This window comes from Bradyrhizobium sp. USDA 3315 (assembly GCF_054056795.1).
Map to the genome: position 1 here is coordinate 8899319 of NZ_JBSRYP010000001.1, position 19326 is coordinate 8918644.

The 19326-nt window shown below is 65.1% G+C and carries 16 protein-coding genes; 8 read left to right on the top strand and 8 right to left on the bottom strand.

Going from position 1 to position 19326, the window contains the following annotated elements:
• The 4 genes from ACVIYL_RS41540 to ACVIYL_RS41555 are packed head-to-tail and all read right to left on the bottom strand — an operon-like array spanning nt 1 to nt 4046.
• Nucleotides 1-1173: an acyl-CoA dehydrogenase family protein gene (locus ACVIYL_RS41540; RefSeq protein ID WP_456781330.1), complete on the bottom strand. Its 1173-nt coding sequence runs from the start codon at nt 1171-1173 to the stop codon at nt 1-3.
• Nucleotides 1167-1964, bottom strand: coding sequence for an ABC transporter ATP-binding protein (locus tag ACVIYL_RS41545; RefSeq protein ID WP_229193070.1), 798 nt, complete (start codon nt 1962-1964; stop codon nt 1167-1169). Before ACVIYL_RS41545 ends, ACVIYL_RS41540 begins: the two co-directional genes overlap by 7 nt.
• Nucleotides 1958-2974, bottom strand: coding sequence for an ABC transporter permease (locus ACVIYL_RS41550; protein ID WP_456781331.1), 1017 nt, complete (start codon nt 2972-2974; stop codon nt 1958-1960). The genes ACVIYL_RS41545 and ACVIYL_RS41550 overlap by 7 nt, the downstream gene beginning before the upstream one ends.
• The gene (locus ACVIYL_RS41555) at nt 2952-4046 is read right to left on the bottom strand and encodes an ABC transporter substrate-binding protein (RefSeq protein WP_456781332.1); all 1095 of its coding nucleotides are present in this window, start codon (nt 4044-4046) and stop codon (nt 2952-2954) included. The genes ACVIYL_RS41550 and ACVIYL_RS41555 overlap by 23 nt, the downstream gene beginning before the upstream one ends.
• 476 nt (nt 4047-4522) lie before the next feature.
• On the opposite strand from ACVIYL_RS41555, the gene ACVIYL_RS41560 reads away from it, so the two are divergent.
• Both ACVIYL_RS41560 and ACVIYL_RS41565 read left to right on the top strand, forming a co-directional pair.
• Nucleotides 4523-5509: an ABC transporter substrate-binding protein gene (locus tag ACVIYL_RS41560; protein WP_456781333.1), complete on the top strand. Its 987-nt coding sequence runs from the start codon at nt 4523-4525 to the stop codon at nt 5507-5509.
• A gap of 331 nt (nt 5510-5840) precedes the next feature.
• Entirely contained in the window at nt 5841-6620 is a 780-nt protein-coding gene (locus tag ACVIYL_RS41565) for an SDR family oxidoreductase (protein ID WP_310881804.1), read from the top strand.
• A gap of 163 nt (nt 6621-6783) precedes the next feature.
• Here the strand turns inward: ACVIYL_RS41565 and ACVIYL_RS41570 are convergent, their stop codons facing one another.
• Nucleotides 6784-7083 (bottom strand): HU family DNA-binding protein, encoded by a 300-nt coding sequence (locus ACVIYL_RS41570; protein ID WP_021077434.1) that lies wholly within the window; start codon nt 7081-7083, stop codon nt 6784-6786.
• Nucleotides 7084-7516: 433 nt separating this feature from the next.
• On the opposite strand from ACVIYL_RS41570, the gene ACVIYL_RS41575 reads away from it, so the two are divergent.
• From ACVIYL_RS41575 to ACVIYL_RS41590, 4 genes are all read left to right on the top strand, one after another.
• Nucleotides 7517-9130, top strand: a complete 1614-nt coding sequence (locus ACVIYL_RS41575; protein ID WP_456781334.1) for an ABC transporter substrate-binding protein — start codon at nt 7517-7519, stop codon at nt 9128-9130.
• 237 nt (nt 9131-9367) lie between these two features.
• Nucleotides 9368-10345, top strand: coding sequence for an ABC transporter permease (locus tag ACVIYL_RS41580; RefSeq protein WP_038383993.1), 978 nt, complete (start codon nt 9368-9370; stop codon nt 10343-10345).
• A gap of 2 nt (nt 10346-10347) precedes the next feature.
• Nucleotides 10348-11178 (top strand): ABC transporter permease, encoded by an 831-nt coding sequence (locus ACVIYL_RS41585; protein ID WP_016843116.1) that lies wholly within the window; start codon nt 10348-10350, stop codon nt 11176-11178.
• Nucleotides 11175-12800, top strand: coding sequence for an ABC transporter ATP-binding protein (locus ACVIYL_RS41590; protein WP_456781335.1), 1626 nt, complete (start codon nt 11175-11177; stop codon nt 12798-12800). Before ACVIYL_RS41585 ends, ACVIYL_RS41590 begins: the two co-directional genes overlap by 4 nt.
• A 16-nt stretch (nt 12801-12816) precedes the next feature.
• Here ACVIYL_RS41590 and ACVIYL_RS41595 read toward each other — a convergent pair whose 3' ends face one another.
• The 3 genes from ACVIYL_RS41595 to ACVIYL_RS41605 all read right to left on the bottom strand — a co-directional run bounded on the left by ACVIYL_RS41595 (nt 12817) and on the right by ACVIYL_RS41605 (nt 16951).
• Nucleotides 12817-14034, bottom strand: a complete 1218-nt coding sequence (locus ACVIYL_RS41595) for a fructose 1,6-bisphosphatase (protein WP_456781336.1) — start codon at nt 14032-14034, stop codon at nt 12817-12819.
• Nucleotides 14035-14177: 143 nt separating this feature from the next.
• Nucleotides 14178-15365, bottom strand: coding sequence for a 6-phosphofructokinase (locus tag ACVIYL_RS41600; protein WP_456781337.1), 1188 nt, complete (start codon nt 15363-15365; stop codon nt 14178-14180).
• 218 nt (nt 15366-15583) lie between these two features.
• Nucleotides 15584-16951 carry an NAD(P)/FAD-dependent oxidoreductase gene (locus tag ACVIYL_RS41605; RefSeq protein WP_456781952.1) on the bottom strand — a complete coding sequence of 456 codons (1368 nt, stop codon included), beginning with the start codon at nt 16949-16951 and terminating at the stop codon, nt 15584-15586.
• A gap of 77 nt (nt 16952-17028) precedes the next feature.
• Here ACVIYL_RS41605 and ACVIYL_RS41610 point away from each other — a divergent pair, with 77 nt between their 5' ends.
• Together ACVIYL_RS41610 and ACVIYL_RS41615 are read left to right on the top strand one after the other, a co-directional pair.
• Complete coding sequence (locus tag ACVIYL_RS41610; protein ID WP_456781338.1) at nt 17029-17883, top strand: VOC family protein; 855 nt, start codon at nt 17029-17031, stop codon at nt 17881-17883.
• A gap of 115 nt (nt 17884-17998) precedes the next feature.
• Nucleotides 17999-19321: an ABC transporter substrate-binding protein gene (locus tag ACVIYL_RS41615; RefSeq protein WP_092082514.1), complete on the top strand. Its 1323-nt coding sequence runs from the start codon at nt 17999-18001 to the stop codon at nt 19319-19321.
• Nucleotides 19322-19326: the final 5 nt, after the last annotated feature.

A 19326-nucleotide genomic window follows, 5' to 3' on the forward strand; every position in this document is an offset into this window, starting at 1 on the left:
TCAGACGCCCAGCGCGGAGCGTCCGGCGGAGACACGGGTGGCATCGTCTTGCGGGGTATGGACGCGGCCACACAGCACGTCACGGTAATGCCGCTCCAGCGGATTGGTGCGCGACAGGCCGTGATTGCTGGTCAGCGACAAGGCATCCTCCACCACTGCCGCGGCGTTATTGGTCACCGTCAGCTTGATGATGTTAGACTCGATCGCGGACAGCGGGAAGCCGTTATCGAAATCGGCGGCGAAGCTGTCGATCAGGCGAGCATTGACCGCAAGGCGGGCCTCGATCGCGCCGACGACCTCCTGCATCCGCGGCAGGGTCGCGAGCGGCGCGCCGAGATTGGCGGGCACCCGCTCCTTCAGGAATTCGACCAGCCAGTCGCGGGCCGCGCGGGCGATGCCGTCGTAGATCGCGGCGACGAAGATCGCATGCACGGTCGCCTGGGTCACGTCAGGAACCTTCCAGTCGTCGGGCCTGCGGACGTCGATCTCGTAATCCAGCGGAAACACCACGTCGTCGAAGATCACGGTGTGGCTGCCGCTGGCGCGCAGGCCAAGGTGGTCCCAGCTCTCCTCGATCCGCGTTCCCGGCAACCCGGCCGGAACCAGAAACAAGCCGACACGGGTCTCCGGCTCATCGGTCTTTGCCCAGACCGAATACCATTTCAGGATCGGCGCGCCGGTCGAATAGATCTTCTTGCCGGTCAGCCGCCAGCCGGTCTCGGTGCGGCGCGCCGTGGTCGCCGGCAGGCCGCCGCGCGCGGGCGAGCCGAGTTCGGGCTCGACGCGGAGCGCGTTGATCAGCGCCACGCCCTCGACCGTTTCCCTGGCGAGCTTGCGCGACAGCCGGCCCGGCCAGCGCGTGCTGTGCGCCATCACCAGATGCTGGATGTAATGCATCGACAGCACCAGCGCGGTCGACGGATCGGCCTTGCCGATGATGCCGAGCACGCGCGTGGCGTCGCGGGCACCTGCTCCGCCGCCGCCGAGCGCGGCCGGCACGGTCAGCGCCAGCAGGCCTTCGCGCGACAGATCGGCGAAATTCTCGAACGGAAAGCTGGCGTCGCGGTCGTGCGCCGGTGCACGCGCTGCAAACACGGCGGCGAGCCGCAACACGCGCGCGATGTGCTCGGGCTCGTCCGCCGGATGCAGCTCCCTCGCCGCAGATGTCACCATGTCGCCTCCAGTCCGAGCAGGCCGAGGATCTGCTTGCGCAGCTCGGCCAGATAAGGATCGCCGCGATGCCGCGGGTACGGCCGGGCGACGGCGATGTCCGCCTTGATCCGCGCCGGCCGATCGGAGAGTACGATGACGCGGTTGGCGAGCACCAGCGCCTCCTCGACGTCATGGGTGACCAACAGCGTGGTGAAGCCTTTGCGCTGCCAGAGCGCGACGAGTTCTGACTGCATGGCGATCCGCGTCAGCGAATCGAGCTTGCCGAGCGGCTCATCGAGCACCAGGATCTTCGGATCGTTGACCAGCGCGCGCGCCAGCGCCACGCGCTGCGCCATGCCGCCGGACAGCTGGTGCGGATAAGCGTTGCGGAACGAGGACAGGCCGACCAGCTCGATGACGTCATCGACGCGGTGACGCTGCGCCTTCAGGATGCCCTGCGCTTCGAGGCCAAGCGCGACATTGTCCCACACCGTGCGCCACGGAAACAGCGTCGGATCCTGGAACACGACAACCCGCGACGGATGCGGGCCGGCGATGCGGACTTCATCCTCGCGCAGCGTGCCTGCGCGCGGCTTCTCCAGCCCCGCGACCAGCCGAAGCAAGGTCGACTTGCCGCAGCCGGACGGGCCGAGCAGCGCGACGAACTCGCCCGGCGCGATCGCGAGGTTGACATTGTCGAGCACCGGCAGCGTGGCGCCATCGATATCGAAGGCGTGGCTGACGCCTTCGATATCGAGCTCGGCGCCGACCGCCGGATAGGTGATCGCCTCAGCTGCGGACTGCGCTACCATTTGACGACGCCCTTCTGCCAGACCAGCAGGCGGTCGCGGGTGCGGAACAAGAGCGTGATCGCGCCGGAGCAGAGCAGCGACATCACGATCAGCGCCGCATACATGTTGGCGTAGGCCGCCCAACCCTGCGCCCATTGCAGGTACCAGCCGAGCCCGGCCTTGACGCCGATCATCTCGGCGACGACGAGCACGGCGAAGGACGAGCCGAGCCCCATGAACAGGCCGACGAACACATGCGGCAGCGCGGCAGGGATCGCGACCTTCAGCACCAGGAATGACGGTTTTGCGCCGAGCGTGCGCGCGACGTCGTAATAGGCGCTGCTGACGCTCGCGACGCCCGACCAGGTCAGGACCGTCACCGGAAAGCCGGTGGCAAGCGCGATCAGGAAGGTCGAGGCGCTCCAGCTCGACGGAAAGGTGAAGAAAGCGATCGGCAGCCAGGCCGTGGCCGGCAGCGGGCCGATGAAGCGCAGCACCGGATGCACCCAGTAACCGATCTTCTGCGACCAGCCGATCGAGACACCGGTGATAAAGCCGACGGTTGCGCCGATGATGTAGCCGCCGAGCTGCAGCTTGATCGAGGCGAACACGCTATCGAGCAGTTTCGGCAGATCGTCGGTATAGACCTCGAGGATCGACTGCGGCGGCGGGAAGAACGGCAGCGGCAGCCAGGCGAACTTTGCGGTGGCCACCTCCCACAACGTCACGAAGGCGCCGAACGCCACCAGCCATGACGCGCGCTTGCGCAACGCCTGCCCGGCGCTGCCGAGATAATCCGCGCTGAATGTGCCGAACAGGATGAACGCGGCGATGACGATCGCGCCGATGCCGAGCGATCCGGTCCGCGACCAGTCGCCGACATCGGGCCAATAAAGGCATGAGAGGCCGAATGCGAGCCAGACGAGGCTCGCCGCAAGGCCGACACCGTAACTGCCGGAGAGGTTCGAGAACGTGACCGCCGCACGCGGCGCGGCCGCGGCCGTCGCGTCAGACGCTGAATACGTCGACATAGATCCGCTCCGCGAATTTGGCCGTGTCGGTGCTCTGCTTGAACACCTGCACCGTCTTGAGGTCGTCGGCGTAGCCCTTCAGCTCGCGCTTGAGCACCTCGCCGGTCGGATGATGGTGATGGGTGTGGTAGCGCGCCATTGCCTCGAGATCGGCGAGGCTCGCCGCCTTCGGCGCATAGGGCTGGAACGACTTCGCCGCCTTGTCCGGGTTCTGCGAGGTGAACATCGCGGCGTCGAGCAGCGCCTGGGTGATGGCGCGCGCGACTTGAGGCTCCTCGCGCACCAGGCTGCCGCGCAGGCCGACGATGCAGCAGCTCTTGTCGCGATATTCGCCGTCGAGGTTGGAGGCGACCTCCTTGTACTGCGCATCCTTCAGCCAGAGATAGGCCAGCGGGTCCGACGACAGGAAGGCCTGCACCTCGCCCTTCTCGACCGCGACGTTCAGGAGATTGCCGGGATAGGCGCGCCAGTCGACGTCCTTGATCGGGTCGATGCCGAGCTTGGCCAGCTGGATTGAGAAGAAATTCTTGTCGGGACCTGCGAGATCGCCGACCGCGACGATCTTGCCCTTGAGATCGGCGAGCTTGTCGACCCCGGAATTGGTGCGGGTCAGGACGCGCATGCAGCCGCCATGGGTGCCGGCGGCGATCTTGACGTCAAAGCCCTGCTCCAGCGGCTTCAGCCAGCGCAGCGCCATGCCGAGACCGGCGTCGCTCTTGCCGGTGGCGATCGCCTCCAGCAGCTGGTCGGTCGAGCCCGAATAGTTGACCAGCTCGACGTCGAGATTCTGCTTCTGGAAGAAGCCGTGGTCGATCGCGACCGGCAGCGGCGCAAGGCAGACCGCGCCGGCGTTCCAGGACAGCTTCAGCTTGCGCGGCGCGGCGGTCAAAGCCGGTGCATCGGATGCGGTCTTGCAGACCGGGAATTCCGAGAAGTCGATCGCCGGCGTGATCGCCCGTGGCGCGAAGGCCTGCGCACTATACGCCCCGATCGGCGCGGCAAAGGCCGCGGCGGCGCCCGCACGCAGCAATGTGCGGCGATCCATCACCGTCTTCTTGTTATCCGTCGACATCTTCACTCCTGCATTTCGGCAAGGCTCCGCCCCGCGCGCAAAACGTCTCCGTTTGAACGCCCCGTCGTTCGAAGCACATGGTTCAGAAAAAAGCGGATTTCTCCGGCGCGATTGCACTCAAAGCAACATGCAAATGATGCGGCGCGACAAGATCATCGTCAATGAAATGGAATTTCGAATGTTGTCGGCGCCACAGCTGAACTCTCCACGATCGCATCGCGCGGCGATGAAAGGATTTTCACGATCGTCCCAGACGGAGATGCGGCGCGATCACCCGTGACTGCATCAAATCTAGGCGTTTTGCGGCCGCATGCGCGATGTCTTCTACGCGCGGCCTGCTTGACGAGATCATCCTTGCCGCGCAGCCGGCGAATTCAGATTTCCGTTTCGTTGACGGCGAACGGCTTGCTCATAGACTTGATCGAACGCTGCCGCGCGTTCCGCGGCGCAGCGAATGAATCAGGAAGAAAATTCATATGCGCAAACTGACCCGCTCGGGCCCTGCCTATTCTCTCACCCGCAGCACGGCGGCAGCGCTGATCACGGCCGTGATCACGCTGTCGACATCGGCTGCGGCGCTCGCGGCCGACGCGATCGTGCTGCGCGTCGGCGACCAGAAGGGCGGCAACCGCTCGCTGCTGGAGATTTCCGGCCTCGCCAAGGATCTGCCCTACAAGATCGAGTGGTCGGAATTCCCCGCCGCAGCCCCGATCCTGGAAGCGATCAACGCCGGCGCGCTCGACGTCGGCTACACCGGCGATCTGTCCTTCCTCACGGTCTATGCGTCGGGCGCGCCGATCAAGGCGATCGGCGGCACGCGCTCCGATGCGCGGACGCAGGCGATCCTGGTGCGCGGGGATTCACCGATCAAGACGGCGGCCGATCTGAAGGGCAAGCGCCTCGCCGGCACCCGCGGCGGCTGGGGCCAATTCCTGATCAACGCGACGCTGGAGAAGGCCGGCAGCAGGATCGAGGACGCGACCTTCGCCCCGCTCGGCCCGGTCGACGCCAAGATCGCGCTGCTCGCCGGCTCGATCGACGCCTGGGCGGTGTGGGAGCCGTACATCTCCTACGCCACGCTGAAGGACAAGGCGCGCGTCGTCGCCGACGGCGAAGGGCTGACGCCGACCGTCACCTTCATCGTCGCCTCCGACAACGCGATCGCAACCAAGCGCGCGGCGGTGCAGGACCTGGTGCAGCGGCTCAACAAGGCGCGGCTGTGGTCGCTCGACCATCTCGCCGAGTACGCCAGGAACACGGCCGAGCTCACAAAACTGCCGGAGGACGTGCTGCTCGCCGCCTACACCGCGCAGAAGACGAGCCCGATCGCGATCGACGAGGCCGTGGTGAAGGAGGTGCAGGCCGCCTCCGATCGCGCCACCCGCTACGGCATCCTCGGCAAGACGCTGGATGTCGGCAAGGCTGTCGACCGCAGCTTCACGGCGAGCGCGAGCTTGAACTAGCGGCGCGCGTGAACCGGGCACGCTCTTTCCTCACCTCCCCTTGCAAAGGGGAGGTCGGATTGCACAGCAATCCGGGTGGGGATCCTGCCTCCGCAGACGCCGGCGTCCGTGGAGAGCAACCCCCACCCCGCCCTCCCCCTTTCAGGGGGAGGGCGACAGACGGCGGTGCTCGCCTGACGACAAATAAGCCGCGCACCACCATGGAGATTTCCGATGTCCGGTCCGCTCCATCTCGCACTGATTGTCACAGCACACCTGCTCTGCATGACCTTGTTGGTCGCGCTGTCGGTTTGATAGCGTCCTCTCCGGGCCAGCCCCAGGGAGAACAACAATGAACCTATCAATGAAGGACCGCGTCGCGGTGGTTACCGGCGGCAGCAAGGGCATCGGGATCGCGGTGGCGCGGCGGTTTGCCGAATCCGGCGCCAGGGTCGCGATCCTCGCCCGCGGCGCGGCCGACCTCGCTGCGGCGCGCGAAGCGCTCGCCAGGGACGGCCTTGTGGTACGCGATTATGTCTGCGACGTCGCGAAGGCTTCCGACATCAGCAAGGCTCACGACCAGATCGTTGCCGATCTCGGCAAGATCGACGTTCTCGTCAACAACGCCGGCACGGCGCGCACGCTGGCGTTCGAGAGCATCAGCGACGAGGCCTGGCAGGAGGACCTCGACCTGAAACTGTTCGCCGCGATCCGCTTCAGCCGGCTGGTATGGCCGGGCATGAAGCAGCGCAGATGGGGCCGCATCATCAACGTGCTCAACACCTTCGCCAAGGCGCCGGCCGGCAATTCCGCGCCGACCTCGGTGTCGCGCGCGGCCGGCATGGCACTGACCAAGGTGATGGCCAATGAAGGCGGCGAGCACAACATCCTGGTGAACGCGCTGCTGGTCGGCCTGATCATGAGCGATCAATGGGTCAAGCGGCATGCTGCCCAGGCGCCGAACACGGATTTCGGGGAATTCGCCAAGGGCCTTGCCAAGGGCACGCCGCTCGGCCGCATCGGCACGGCGGAGGAGTTCGCCAACCTCGCCTGCTTCCTGGCCTCGGAGCAAGGCTCCTACATCACCGGCACCGCCATCAATGTCGATGGTGGCCGGTCGCCAGTAGTCTAGAGCCCCGGTCCTGGTTCAAACCAGACCGGAGCTCCAGATTCTGCTTTGGCGCGTTTTCTTCACGCGAACCGGTGTCCACTCGCTGGAAAACGCGGGCTGGCAACCAACGGCAGGAAGCGACGGCTCAAAAGCAAAAGGCCTCCGTCACCGGAGGCCTTTCATCTTAAACCGCGTCCTTGGCGGCCTTGACCGGCCGTGCGCGGACGATCTTCCGGGCCGGCTTGGCCTTGAACATCATCTCTTCGCCGGTGAAGGGGTTGGTGCCCTTGCGCGCCTTGGTCGCAGGCTTCTTGACCACAACGAACTTCGCGAAGCCGGGGACGAGGAACACCCCGGCCTTCTTCAGCTCCTTGTGGCCGACATCGACAAGCGAGTCCAAAACGTTCTTGACGTCGCGCTTGGAGAGTTCGGTGGTGGTCGCGATCTTCTCGATCACTTGCGACTTCGACAGTTGGGTAGCCATGGTTGCTCCATTGATTCTGGAGTGGGCACGATATGGCGGAAAACGCCGAGAAAAACAGTGTTTTCTGCACTCCCCACCACAATATCGCTGTGGACAGCCTCCGAATCAGGGTTTTTTCCAGTGTTTTTTCAAGTCAAGGTGCTTCCGACCCCTAAAATTACAGGGTTTGCGCGGCTTCGGCGCTCCCGAAACGTCCCTTCGAGAGAATCACCAGACGCAACTCGCGCGGCCCAAACTGCGACAATGCGGCGCTCGATCCGGGTTGCGAAGCGCCGCTGCGCGCCACTTCAGGTTTCGGAAACGATCCTCCAAAAGGCCGAGGCATTAGAAAATGACTCGGGTTCCCATTCCATCGTAACATCGCGAAGGGGCGCCACGACCGATCGGCCGGCCGCCCGATGCAAGCCTTTATGTAAGTACCGGAGACCCGCGTATGGATTTGAGCCGCCTCGAGATCAACCGCCGCACGGCCCTTCTGACCTCGGCCGCGATTGCGGCCAATGTCATCAATCCGATGCGGGCATTCGCGCAGGAAACCCCGCGCAAGGGCGGCGTGTTCAACGTCCATTACGGCGCCGAGCAGCGCCAGCTCAACCCCAGCATCCAGGCCTCGACCGGCGTCTACATCATCGGCGGCAAGATCCAGGAGAACCTGGTCGACCTCGACGCCAACGGCCAGCCGGTCGGCGTGCTCGCCGAGAGCTGGGAGGCGACGCCGGACGGCAAGACCGTCACCTTCAAGCTGCGCAAGGGCATCACCTGGCACGACGGCAAGCCGTTCACCTCGGAGGACGTCGCCTTCACCGCGATGAACATGTGGAAGAAGATCCTCAACTACGGATCGACGCTGCAGCTGTTCCTCACATCGGTCGATACGCCCGATCCGCAGACCGCGATCTTCCGCTACGAGCGGCCGATGCCGCTCAACCTGTTGCTCCGCGCCCTGCCCGACCTCGGCTATGTCTCCGCCAAGCATCTCTATGAGAGCGGCGACATCAGGCAGAACCCGACCAATCTGGCGCCGGTCGGCACCGGTCCGTTCAAATTCGTCAAGTACGAGCGCGGGCAATACATCATCGCCGACCGCAACCCGGACTATTGGCGGCCGAACGCGCCCTATCTCGACCGCATCGTCTGGAAGGTGATCACCGACCGCGCCGCCGCGGCCGCCCAGATGGAGGCCGGCGAGCTGCACTACAGCCCGTTCTCGGGCCTGACGATCTCGGACATGGCGCGGCTCGGCAAGGACAAGCGCTTCATCGTCCAGACCAAGGGCAATGAGGGCAACGCCCGCACCAACACCATCGAGTTCAACTTCCGCCGCAAGGAGCTGTCCGACATCCGGGTCCGCCGCGCCATCGCGCACGCGATCAACGTGCCGTTCTTCATCGAGAATTTCCTCGGCGATTTCGCCAAGCTCGGCACCGGCCCGATCCCGTCGACCTCGACCGACTTCTATCCCGGGCCGAACACGCCGCAATACCCCTATGACAAGGCCAAGGCGATCGCGCTGCTCGACGAGGCCGGCTTCAAAGCCTCCAGCGGCAACCGCTTCTCGCTGAGGCTCCTGCCGGCGCCGTGGGGCGAGGACATCTCGCTGTGGTCGACCTTCATCCAGCAGTCGCTGGGAGAAGTCGGCATCCAGGTCGACATCGTACGCAACGACGGCGGCGGCTTCCTCAAGCAGGTCTATGACGAGCACGCCTTCGATCTCGCGACCGGCTGGCACCAGTATCGCAACGACCCCGCGGTCTCGACCACGGTATGGTACCGCTCCGGCCAGCCCAAGGGCGCGCCGTGGACCAACCAATGGGGCTGGGAGGACAAGACCGTCGACAAGACCATCGACGATGCCGCCACCGAAGTCGATCCGGCCAAGCGCAAGGCGCTCTATGCCGATTTCGTCAAGGAGGTGAACACCGAGCTGCCGGTCTGGATGCCGATCGAGCAGATCTTCGTCACCGTGATCACGGCCAAGGCGCGCAACCACTCCAACACGCCGCGCTGGGGCTCGACGAGCTGGCACGATCTTTGGCTGAGCGCATGAGGCCACATCTGCGCTAGGCGTGGCGCCCTCTTCTCCCTCGCCCCGCTCTTGCGGGGAGAGGGTCGGGGTGAGGGGCTCGCTCCACGATATTGCTCCATCGATAGACCTGTACCCCCTCACCCGGATCGCATCTGGCGATGCGATCCGACCTCTGCCCGCAAGCGGGGCGAGGTAAGAAGGGGCCGGTGCCCACCCCGAACCGGTGTCCACATCGTTCGAAAACGCTATAGATAAAATATGCGTATCCTGAGCCTTGCGGGGCGGCGGCTCGCCGCCTCGATCCCGACCCTGTTCCTGATCCTGATCGGCGTGTTCCTGCTGCTGCAGCTCGCGCCGGGCGACACCGTCGATGCGCTGATGGCGCAGATGGGCGGCGGCGACGCCGCGACCGCCGAGGCGCTGCGCAAATTCTACGGGCTGAACCTCTCGGTTCCGGCGCAGCTCGGGAACTATCTGTGGCACCTGGTCCGGCTCGACCTCGGCTTCTCCTCGATCTACGGCAAGCCGGTGGCGACCGTGATCCTGGAACGGCTGCCGCCGACCATCCTATTGATGACGGCGTCGCTGTCGTTCGCGTTCTTCTTTGGCCTCGTGTTCGGCGTGATCGCCGCGCGTGGCGTCAACCGCTGGCCGGACACGATGATCTCCACCCTCGGCCTGATCTTTTACGCCACGCCCTCATTCTGGTTCGGGCTGATGGCGATCGTGGTGTTCTCGGTCTATCTGCAGTGGCTGCCGCCGGGCGGCTTCGAGGATATCGGCAACGTCCAGACCGGAATATGGCGCGTGCTCGATATCGCGGCCCATCTGGTGCTGCCGACGCTGACGCTCGGGCTGATCTTCCTCGCGATCTATTTGCGCATCATGCGCGCCTCGATGCTTGAGGTCCTGAACCTCGATTTCGTCCGCACCGCCCGCGCCAAGGGGCTGGACGAGACCCATGTCATCACCCGCCATGTGCTGCGCAACGCGCTGCTGCCGATGGTGACGCTGATCGGATTGCAGGCCGGCACCATGCTCGGCGGCTCGGTCGTGGTGGAGAGCGTGTTCTCGCTGCCCGGCCTCGGCCGTCTCGCTTATGAGTCGGTGGTGCAGCGCGACCTCAACACCCTGCTCGGCATCGTCTTCGTGTCCGCGCTGCTCGTCATATCCGTGAACTTCGTCGTCGATCTGCTCTACGCGCGGCTCGATCCGCGCATCGCGGCGGAGGGCTGACGATGGATGCCGTGAAGCGCTACTTCCGCAGCCCGGCCGCGGTGATCGGCCTGATCCTGCTGCTGCTCGTGATCGCGATGGCAATCAGCGCGGGTCTCCTCTATCCGCGCGATCCCCTTGCCCTCGCGGGCCGGCCGCTGATCTGGCCGTTCTCCAATCCGCGCTTCCTGCTCGGCACCGACAATTCCGGCCGCGACATCGCCGCCCAGATCTTCTACGGCGCGCGGATCTCGCTGCTGATCGGCGGCGTCGCCACCGTGATCGCGATCCTGATCGGCATCCTGGTCGGCGCCTTCGCCGGCTATTACGGCGGCTGGGTCGACAATGTCTTGATGCGGATCACCGAGGCATTCCAGACGCTGCCGAACTTCGTGCTGCTGCTGGTGCTGGTCGCGGTGTTCGGCTCGACCCTGACCACGGTGACGATTGCAGTTGGCGTGGTGTCGTGGCCGGCGCCGGCGCGGCTGACCCGCGCCGAGTTCCTGTCGCTGCGCAACCGCGAATTCGTGCAGGCCGGCAAGACGCTCGGCATGAAGGACGTCCAGCTCATTCTTGGCGAAATCCTGCCCAATGCGCTGCCGCCCGTCATCGTCTATGCCAGCGTGGTGATGGCGGTCGCGATCCTGCTGGAAAGCGCGCTCGCCTTCCTGCGTCTGTCCGATCCCAACGTCGCCTCCTGGGGCAATCTGATCGGGCTCGGCCGCGATGTGCTCCGGGTGCAGTGGTACGTCTCGGCGATCCCCGGCATTGCGATCCTCGTCACCGTGCTCGCGGTGTCGCTGGTCGGCCAGGGCCTCAACGATGCGCTCAATCCGAGGCTGAAGAGCCGATGAGCGACACGGTCCTTTCGCTCGACGCCCTGACGGTGCGCCTGCCCAAGGGCGCCGACCGGCCGCATGCGCTGTCCGACGTTTCGCTTTCAATTGCGTCGAACGAGATCCTCTGCGTGGTCGGCGAGTCCGGCTCCGGCAAATCGATGATGGCGAACGCCATCATGCGGCTGCTGCCGAACGAGGTGACGATCGAACGGGGCCGGATGATGTTCGACGGCCGCGACCTCTGCGCCGCCGATAGCGCCGAAATGCGCGATGTGCGCGGCGCCGGCATCGCGATGATCTTCCAGGAGCCGATGACCGCGCTCAATCCGCTGCGCACGATCGGCGACCAGATCGGCGAGATGTTTGCGATCCACACCGCTCTCTCGAAGGCCGAGATCAATGCTCGTGTGCTGGCGCTGCTCGAGGACGTCCGCATCCCCGACCCCAAGGCTGCCGCAAAAGCTTACCCGCACGAGCTGTCCGGCGGCCAGCGCCAGCGCGCGATGATCGCGATGGCACTCGCGCTCGACCCCAAGCTCCTGATCGCGGACGAGCCGACCACCGCGCTCGACGTGACGACACAAGCACAGATCCTGAAGCTGATCCGCGATTTGCAGCAGCGCAAGAAGACCGCGGTGCTGTTCATCACCCATGATTTCGGCGTGGTCGCCGAGATCGCCGACCGCGTCGTGGTGATGCAGCATGGCGCGATCGTCGAGCACGGCACGGCCGACAAGGTGCTGAACGATCCGCAGCATGCCTACACGAAGCAGCTGATCGCAGCCGTTCCGCCGCTGAAGGCGCCGCCGCCGCGCATCCTTTCCGGCAAGGACATCCTGACCATCGACGGCGTCTCCAAGACCTACCGCACCGGCGGCTTCCTCGGCCGCGGCGCGCGGATCACGGAGGCCGTCAAGAACGTGTCGCTGCACCTGCCGCGCGGCTCGACGCTCGGCATCGTCGGCGAATCCGGTTCGGGCAAATCGACGCTCGCGCGCTGCATCGTGCGGCTGATCGATCCGGACACCGGGTCGATCGTGCTCGACGGCAAGGACTGGGCAAAGCTCGGCCGCGACGATGTCAGGCGCGAGACCCGCCACATCCAGATGGTGTTCCAGGATCCCTTCGCCTCGCTCAATCCGCGCCGCAAGGCGGCCGAGCTGGTGGCGCAGGGACCGATCGTGCACGGCACCGACCGCGCCACCGCGATTGCGGAAGCGCGAAAGCTGTTCGAGCTGGTCGGCCTCGATCCGTCCGCCGGTGACCGCTACCCGCACGAATTCTCCGGCGGCCAGCGCCAGCGCATCGGGCTCGCCCGGGCACTCGCGTTGAAGCCGGATGTGCTGGTGGCCGACGAGCCGGTCTCGGCGCTCGACGTCTCTGTGCAGGCGCAGGTCTTGAGGCTGCTCGCCGGGCTGCGGCAACAGCTTGGCCTCTCCATCATCTTCATCACCCACGATCTGCGCGTCGCCGCCCAGATCTGCGATCTCGTCGCGGTGATGAAAGATGGCGCCGTGGTCGAGCAAGGGCTGACCGCCGAGGTGTTCGGCAAGCCGCAGCACCCCTATACGCAGGACCTGCTGTCAGCGATCCCCGGCGGCGCGTTCGCGCGCGAGCACGGCACCGCAACCGTGTAGCCGGGTACGCGCGGCCCTACTCCGCCGCTTGTGGCTTGGGCTCCTCGCGCAGCCGGAAGCGCTTCAGCAATCCGGATACCGTGTCGCGGAAGCCGCCATATTCCAGCTCTGAATAGGGCAGCATCGCAGCGCCGGACCAGCCCTGGCTGCGCATCTCGATCGCCTTGCGCTGCGCGCGCTGGCGGACCTCGTCCCACGCAAGGTTGTCAAAGAAATCGGTATAGGACTCCGAGAACTTCCCGTCCCGGTCGATCGAGAAGCCGACGCAGGACACGATCGGCAGGCAGTACATCCCCGTCACCGGGGTGTTGAGCGGCACCGGCATGAGCGGCATCACATGCGAGCCGCGCGCATCACCGCCCACGAAGTGCGCCTTGGCGAAGGGCGAGATGATTTCTTCGGGCGCCGCGAAAATGCCCTGGTTCCTGACGACCGCGACCGGATCATCCTTGCCGGTGTACTTGCCTGCGATGGAGTGAAGGCGCTGCGCCGAAACGGTGACGGCGACCTCGCCATAGGTTTTCGACACGATCCGATCAATGCCGAAGCGCTCGTTGTCGCGAAGCAGCGCCGCAATGTGATAGCCGTCCGCGGGCGCATCGAGTTCGATCACGCTGTCGCCGGCCGTGTTGTCCATATCGATGATATGGAAACGGAAGCCCTTGATCATCGGGGGCAGCATCAGCCCGGCGCAATACATGGGATCGGCAAAAGCCAGATAGAGCGGCAGGTTGTAGGCGCCGGGGCCGCACTTGTCTGCGGCGAACACCATGAAGGACTCCGCGGGTCTCGCGCCCGAAAGGCTGTGGTCGAAGCTGAGCTCGGCGACAGCCGGGCCCGCGCCGCGAACGTTTCCGGACGGGGCGTCGACGAGAAGATCCTGGCCGGCGCCGTAGAGCCCGGAGGTCTTCGCGACCGCAGTGGCCGCGAGAAACGTCTTCCAGGCGAATTGGTGGACTTCGGAGCTCCCTTCGCCCCGCGTGTGCGTCATGACGATCGCAATATCGTCGCCGGTATGGCGCACGAACCCGTCGATCAGGAGACCGTTTTCGATCGCTTTCGCGACCTCCCCTTCGACAGCCGCCATCATGCGCGCAGATGGTTTCGTGTGGCCCCCAACGGAGCCAATGTCAGCCTTGATGACCGAAATGGTGAGTTTCATGAGCATCCCTCCGACCGCAGCGCAGCGCCTTCGCCTCGGCGCTCGCTGCGCCGGGGGCGACGGCGCGCTCATTTGCGAAAAAGAACGTCGCTTGGTGCGACAGGTTCCCCGCGCAAATTCCTTGCGGAACTATGGCCCCTCCGTCACCGCGTGTCGATACGGGCTATCGACGCATCTGGAATAACTCGTCATGCCCGATGGGGTTACCACCCGCCCTATGAAGCGCGGTTGAGAAAGATCGGCAGGCCCCGCTTGTTGGAATAGAGAGGACGGTAGCGCTCGGTGTTGTACGCGCTTGCGACGTCCAATTTGCGTGGCCCGAGCTTGGCGTCGGGGATCGGCACGAGGTCGTAGCGGCCCTCGACCAGCGCCGACATGAGGCCGGTTTTGCCTTCCAGGATCGCATCGTAAGCCATGTTGCCGAACGTCAGCGCCACAAGCTTGTCGATGAAGTCCGGATCGCCTGACCGCAGGTCGTAGGTGAGGTCAGAGACGATGGTCTCCTCGCCGGTGCGCCGCTTGATCTCGTCCGCGAACGCTTCGGCCACGCTCGCCTTCCTGCGGTGACCGTAGGCGTCAGGCTCGCCGAATTCCTGCACCTTGTAGCCCTCCCACTCGGCGCCCTCGCTGAGCACGATCAACGCGTAGTTGCTTGGGTTGCCGTGCTTGTCATCGAGGAGAAGCTGGATCAGCTTGTCGAGATTGACCTTGTACTCCGGTATGGCGCATCGGATCGAGGTTGCGTATGCGGTATAGAGCGCCGTAAAGCCGGCATCGCGACCAAAGACGCGGAAGATGCCGATTCGCTCGTGCGAGCCGACGGTGGTGCGCTGGCGCTGGATGGCATCGCTGGCACGGGTGATCGCGGTCGAAAAGCCGATGCAGTATTCGGTGTTGCGAACGTCGTTGTCCATCGTCTTCGGGATGGCAATGATCTTGACGCCTCGCCTGTTGAGCTTGTCCGCGTAGCTGAGAGTATCGTCGCCGCCGATGGCGATCAGATGATCGATACCGAGCCCCGCGAGGTTCGCGAGCACCTCGTTGGTGAGGTCCCACGTCGTGGTTGCGATGCCACCCTTGGTGCTCTGGGAAACCGGAAAGTCGCGGCCCGCGAGATGATCGGGCAACTTCTTCATTTTGGAGGGATTGGTGCGGCTCGAGTGCAGCACGGTGCCGCCGCGCCGGTCGATGACGCGCGTATTTTCGCGGTTCAGCGGGATGATGTAATGGGACTTGCTCGACGGGTCGTCGAGGTTCAGGTGCGTGAGGGCCTCCCAGCCCCGGCGGAGACCGACAACCTCCATGTCGTCCTCACTGCCGCGATAAGTCACGCTCTTGATCACCGCGTTAAGGCCGGGGACGTCACCGCCTCCCGTGAGAATACCAATGCGCTTCCTCGCCATGCCCACCTCCCAGGGTTGCTATCTGGCAATAACGCCTGCGTCGCGTCGGGGTTTCCACAACGCTATCCGCCAACGGCGGAATCCTCGTGATCGCGGCACCCACCCGAACCTGCTTGGGCCCCAATCTTCCAGCGACGTCCTCTGACCAGTCCCCAACTCGGGCGGCTTGCCCCTCCATGCCCTTTATCTCGCGTGCGTGGCGCGACGTTGCTCCGCGCTTACCGCGAACGGCGCGAGGCGAGGAAGTACTCGGCCCAGCGCAGCAACTCGAATCGATCGCCCTTGACCAGCTCCTGTGCATCGCGGCGCCGGTAGAGCACCAGCATCCAGGGCGCCAGCTTGCGGAGCAATCCATGCGCCATGTACTGCACCGGCTCGGAGAACGGCAGCGCCAGCTCGCCTTCCGGGACGCCTTGCACCGCGCGTGCCAATTCGCGACCGAGCGGGATCGTCAACGCGACCGCGCGGCCATTGCAGCCGGTCCAGCCATAGGCGTTCGGTCCCAACCGGTGCATGCGCGGCAGGAAATCCGCGGTCATCCCGACATAGCCATTCCAGACATAATCAAAGGAGACCTCGCCGATCTGCGGCCACAAACGCTGCAGCCGCTCGGTCACCCGCGCCTTCAGCCGCCCGGTCTTGTCGCCCGGACCGAGCACGGCGCCGCCGGTGACGAGGCGGTTGCGGGCGTCGTAGCGCGCGAAATAGAGTTCGCCATGGGTGTCCGACATCGCCTGCCGGGCGGGGATGATGGTCTTGCGCACATTGTCCGACAGCGGTTGCGTCGCCATCTGCCACGACAGCACCGGCATCACCTCGGTCGCGATCTCCGGCACCAGCGATTTCGCGAACTCGCCGCTATAGGCATTGGTCGCGACCACCAGCGCGCGGCCGGAGATTTCACCCTTTTCCGTCTTCACCACCCAGCGATCGCCGCGGCGCTCGAAACTGAGTGCCGGCGAGCGGGCATAGATCCGCGCACCGAGGCCGAGCACGGTGCGCGCAAGGCCCCGCGCCAGCGCCAGCGGATTGACGTGGCCGCCTGTCCTGTTCCAGAAGCCGCCGTACCAGGCATTCGAGCCGAGCATGTCGCTGGTCTGATCGCGCGACAGCAATTCGACCGGCGCGCCGAATTTCGACCATTGTTGCACCCGCCGTTCTGCGATCTTGATGCGGCCCGGCGAGTGCACCGGCTGCACCCAGCCGGCCTGCTCCTGCTCGGCCTCGATGTTGTAGCGCCTGACGACGTCGAACAGCATGGCCGCACTGTCACGCAGCATCGCGACGAAGCGCTCGCCGGCCGCGCCGTGCCTCGCGATGATGTCATCCGGATCGGGGCGCGACAGCGTCGGGATCACCTGGCCGTTGTTGCGCCCCGAGGCGCCCCAGCCCGGTTCGGCGGCCTCGACGATCGCGACGTCGACATTGGCCTCGCGCAAATGCAGTGCGGTCGACAACCCGGTGAAACCGCCGCCGATGATCACGACATCGGCCTGCTGCGTGCCGGTCAGCTCGGGGCAATCAGGGCCCGAGGGCGTCACTGCCGCCCAGAGCGAATTGGGCCAGCGCACGGCATTGCTGTTCATCATGATCCTTTCTTGCGGGCGCCCGGTCATTCTGGTTAGCTAACTCTACTCTCCTATTCCAGCCGGGAAGACAACAAGTGGCACTCAAGAACGTCATCGGAATCGATCATGCCGTGGTCATGGTGAAGGACCTCGACAAGGCCGCCGAGAACTACAAGCGGCTCGGCTTCACCGTGTCGCCGCGCGGCACCCATAGCGCGCATATGGGATCGGGCAATTACACCATCATGTTCGACCCCGATTACATGGAATTGCTCGGCGTGCTGACGCCGACCGAACACAACGCTCCGGCGCGCGCCTTCCTCGAGAAGCGCGGCGAAGGCATCGAACGCATTGCATTCACCGCGGTGGATTCCGCTGCTGGTGCCGAGGAGATTCGCGCGCGCGGCTATGCGCCGATCGGGCCGACCGATTTCGAACGCCCGGTGACCTTGCCGAACGGCACCGTCTCCGCGGCGAAATTCCGCACCTTCCAGTGGCCGACCGCGGAGGCGCCCGGCGGCGTCCGCATCTTCGCCTGCCAGCACAAGACCCGCGAGACGGTGTGGATTCCCGAATTGATGACGCACGCCAATGGGGCAAAACGCCTCAAGCAGGTACTGATCGTCTCGCCCGATCCCGCAGCCGATGCCGCGCATCTCTCCAGGATGATCGACGTCGCCGTCAGGAACGACGCCGACGGTGCGGTTGCGGTGCCGTCCGGCGGCAACCGCGCCGACTTCGTGTTCCTGACCAGGGATCAGCTCGGCAAACGTTATCCCGGCGTATCGCTGGATGGCCTGCCCGACCGCGGCGGCGCCGGCCTCGTGATCGCGGCCGACCTTGCCGCGACCGAGAAAGCGCTGGGCTCAGCCGGCGTGAAGAGCGGCAATAGCATCACCGTGCCGCCGGCTTCCGGCAACGGCACCCTGCTCGCTTTCGTCAAGGCATAGCTGCCATACCATGCGCGGCGCAGCGTTATGCAACGGCGCCGCGCATGTGGGACTAGGCACAGAAAGTTGAGGCGCTAGTATCTCTCCCAAACAAGAACCGTCCAGGGAGAGAAACATGTCGCATCACCTGATCTCGCGCCGGCAGATGCTGGCCGGCACCGCGGCCGCCGGCGCGGTTGGACTGACCGGATTTCCGGCCCGCGCCGACGTCAACTGGAAGAAATATTCCGGCACCACGCTCGAGGTGATTCTCGCCAAGGGGCCGCGCGGCGACAATCTGCAAAAATACATCAAGGAATTTACCGAGCTCACCGGCATCAAGGTCGAGTCGGAGCAGATCCCCGAGCAGCAGCAGCGCCAGAAATGCGTGATCGAGCTGTCCTCGGGCAAGCCGAGCTTCGACGTCGTGCACCTCAGCTATCACGTGCAGAAGCGGCAGTTCGAGAAGGCCGGCTGGCTCGCCGACATGTCGGGCTTTCTGAAGGATCCGAGCATGACGCCGCCGGACCTCGTCGAGAGCGATTTCTCGGCGGCCGGGCTGCAATATGCGCGCAACGACAAGGGCCAGATGCTGTCGCTGCCATGGTCGGTCGACTATTTCATCCTCTACTATAACAAGGAGCTGTTCCAGAAGAAGGGCGTCGAGGTCCCGAAGACGCTCGAGGAGATGGCAATCGCGGCCGAGAAGCTGACCGATCCGAAGGAAGGCATCTACGGCTTCGTCGGCCGCGGCCTGCGCAACGCCAACATGGCGATGTGGACCAACTTCTATCTGAACTATGGCGGCGAATTCCTCGATGCCAAGGGCAACATCCTGACCGACGGCCCCGAGGCGATCGAGGCCACCAAGCTATATCAGCGCCTGCTGACGAAATGCGCGCCTCCCGGCGTCGCCGGCTTCAACTGGATGGAGTCGATGGCGTCCTTCACGCAAGGCAGGTCCGCGATGTGGATCGACGCCGACGGCTGGGCGCCGCCGCTGGAAGATCCCGCCGCCTCGCGCGTCGTCGGCAAGGTCGGCTACACGCTGGTACCCGCCGGTCCCAAGGGCAAGTTCTCCTCGACCTATGGCGACGGCGTCGGCATCGCCGCGGCGAGCAAGAACAAGGAAGCCGCCTATCTGCTCTGCCAATGGGTGGTCTCGCGCGGACAGGGCGCGCGCCTGCTGCAGGCCGGCGGCGGCGTGCCGTTCCGCAACTCCATCGTCGACGATGCCGAAGTCGCCAAGGGCGTGAAGACCAAGGAATGGCTGCAGTCGGTGGTTGACTCCGCCAAGATCTCCAAGCTCGGCCTGCCCGTCATCATCCCGGTCGCCGAATTCCGCGACATCGTCGGCGCCGCGCTGACCGCGACGCTGTCGGGCGCCGATCCGGCCACCGAGCTGAAAAAGGCGCACGAGCAATTCCGCCCCATCCTGGAGCGTAGCGAAAAAGCGTGAGCGTG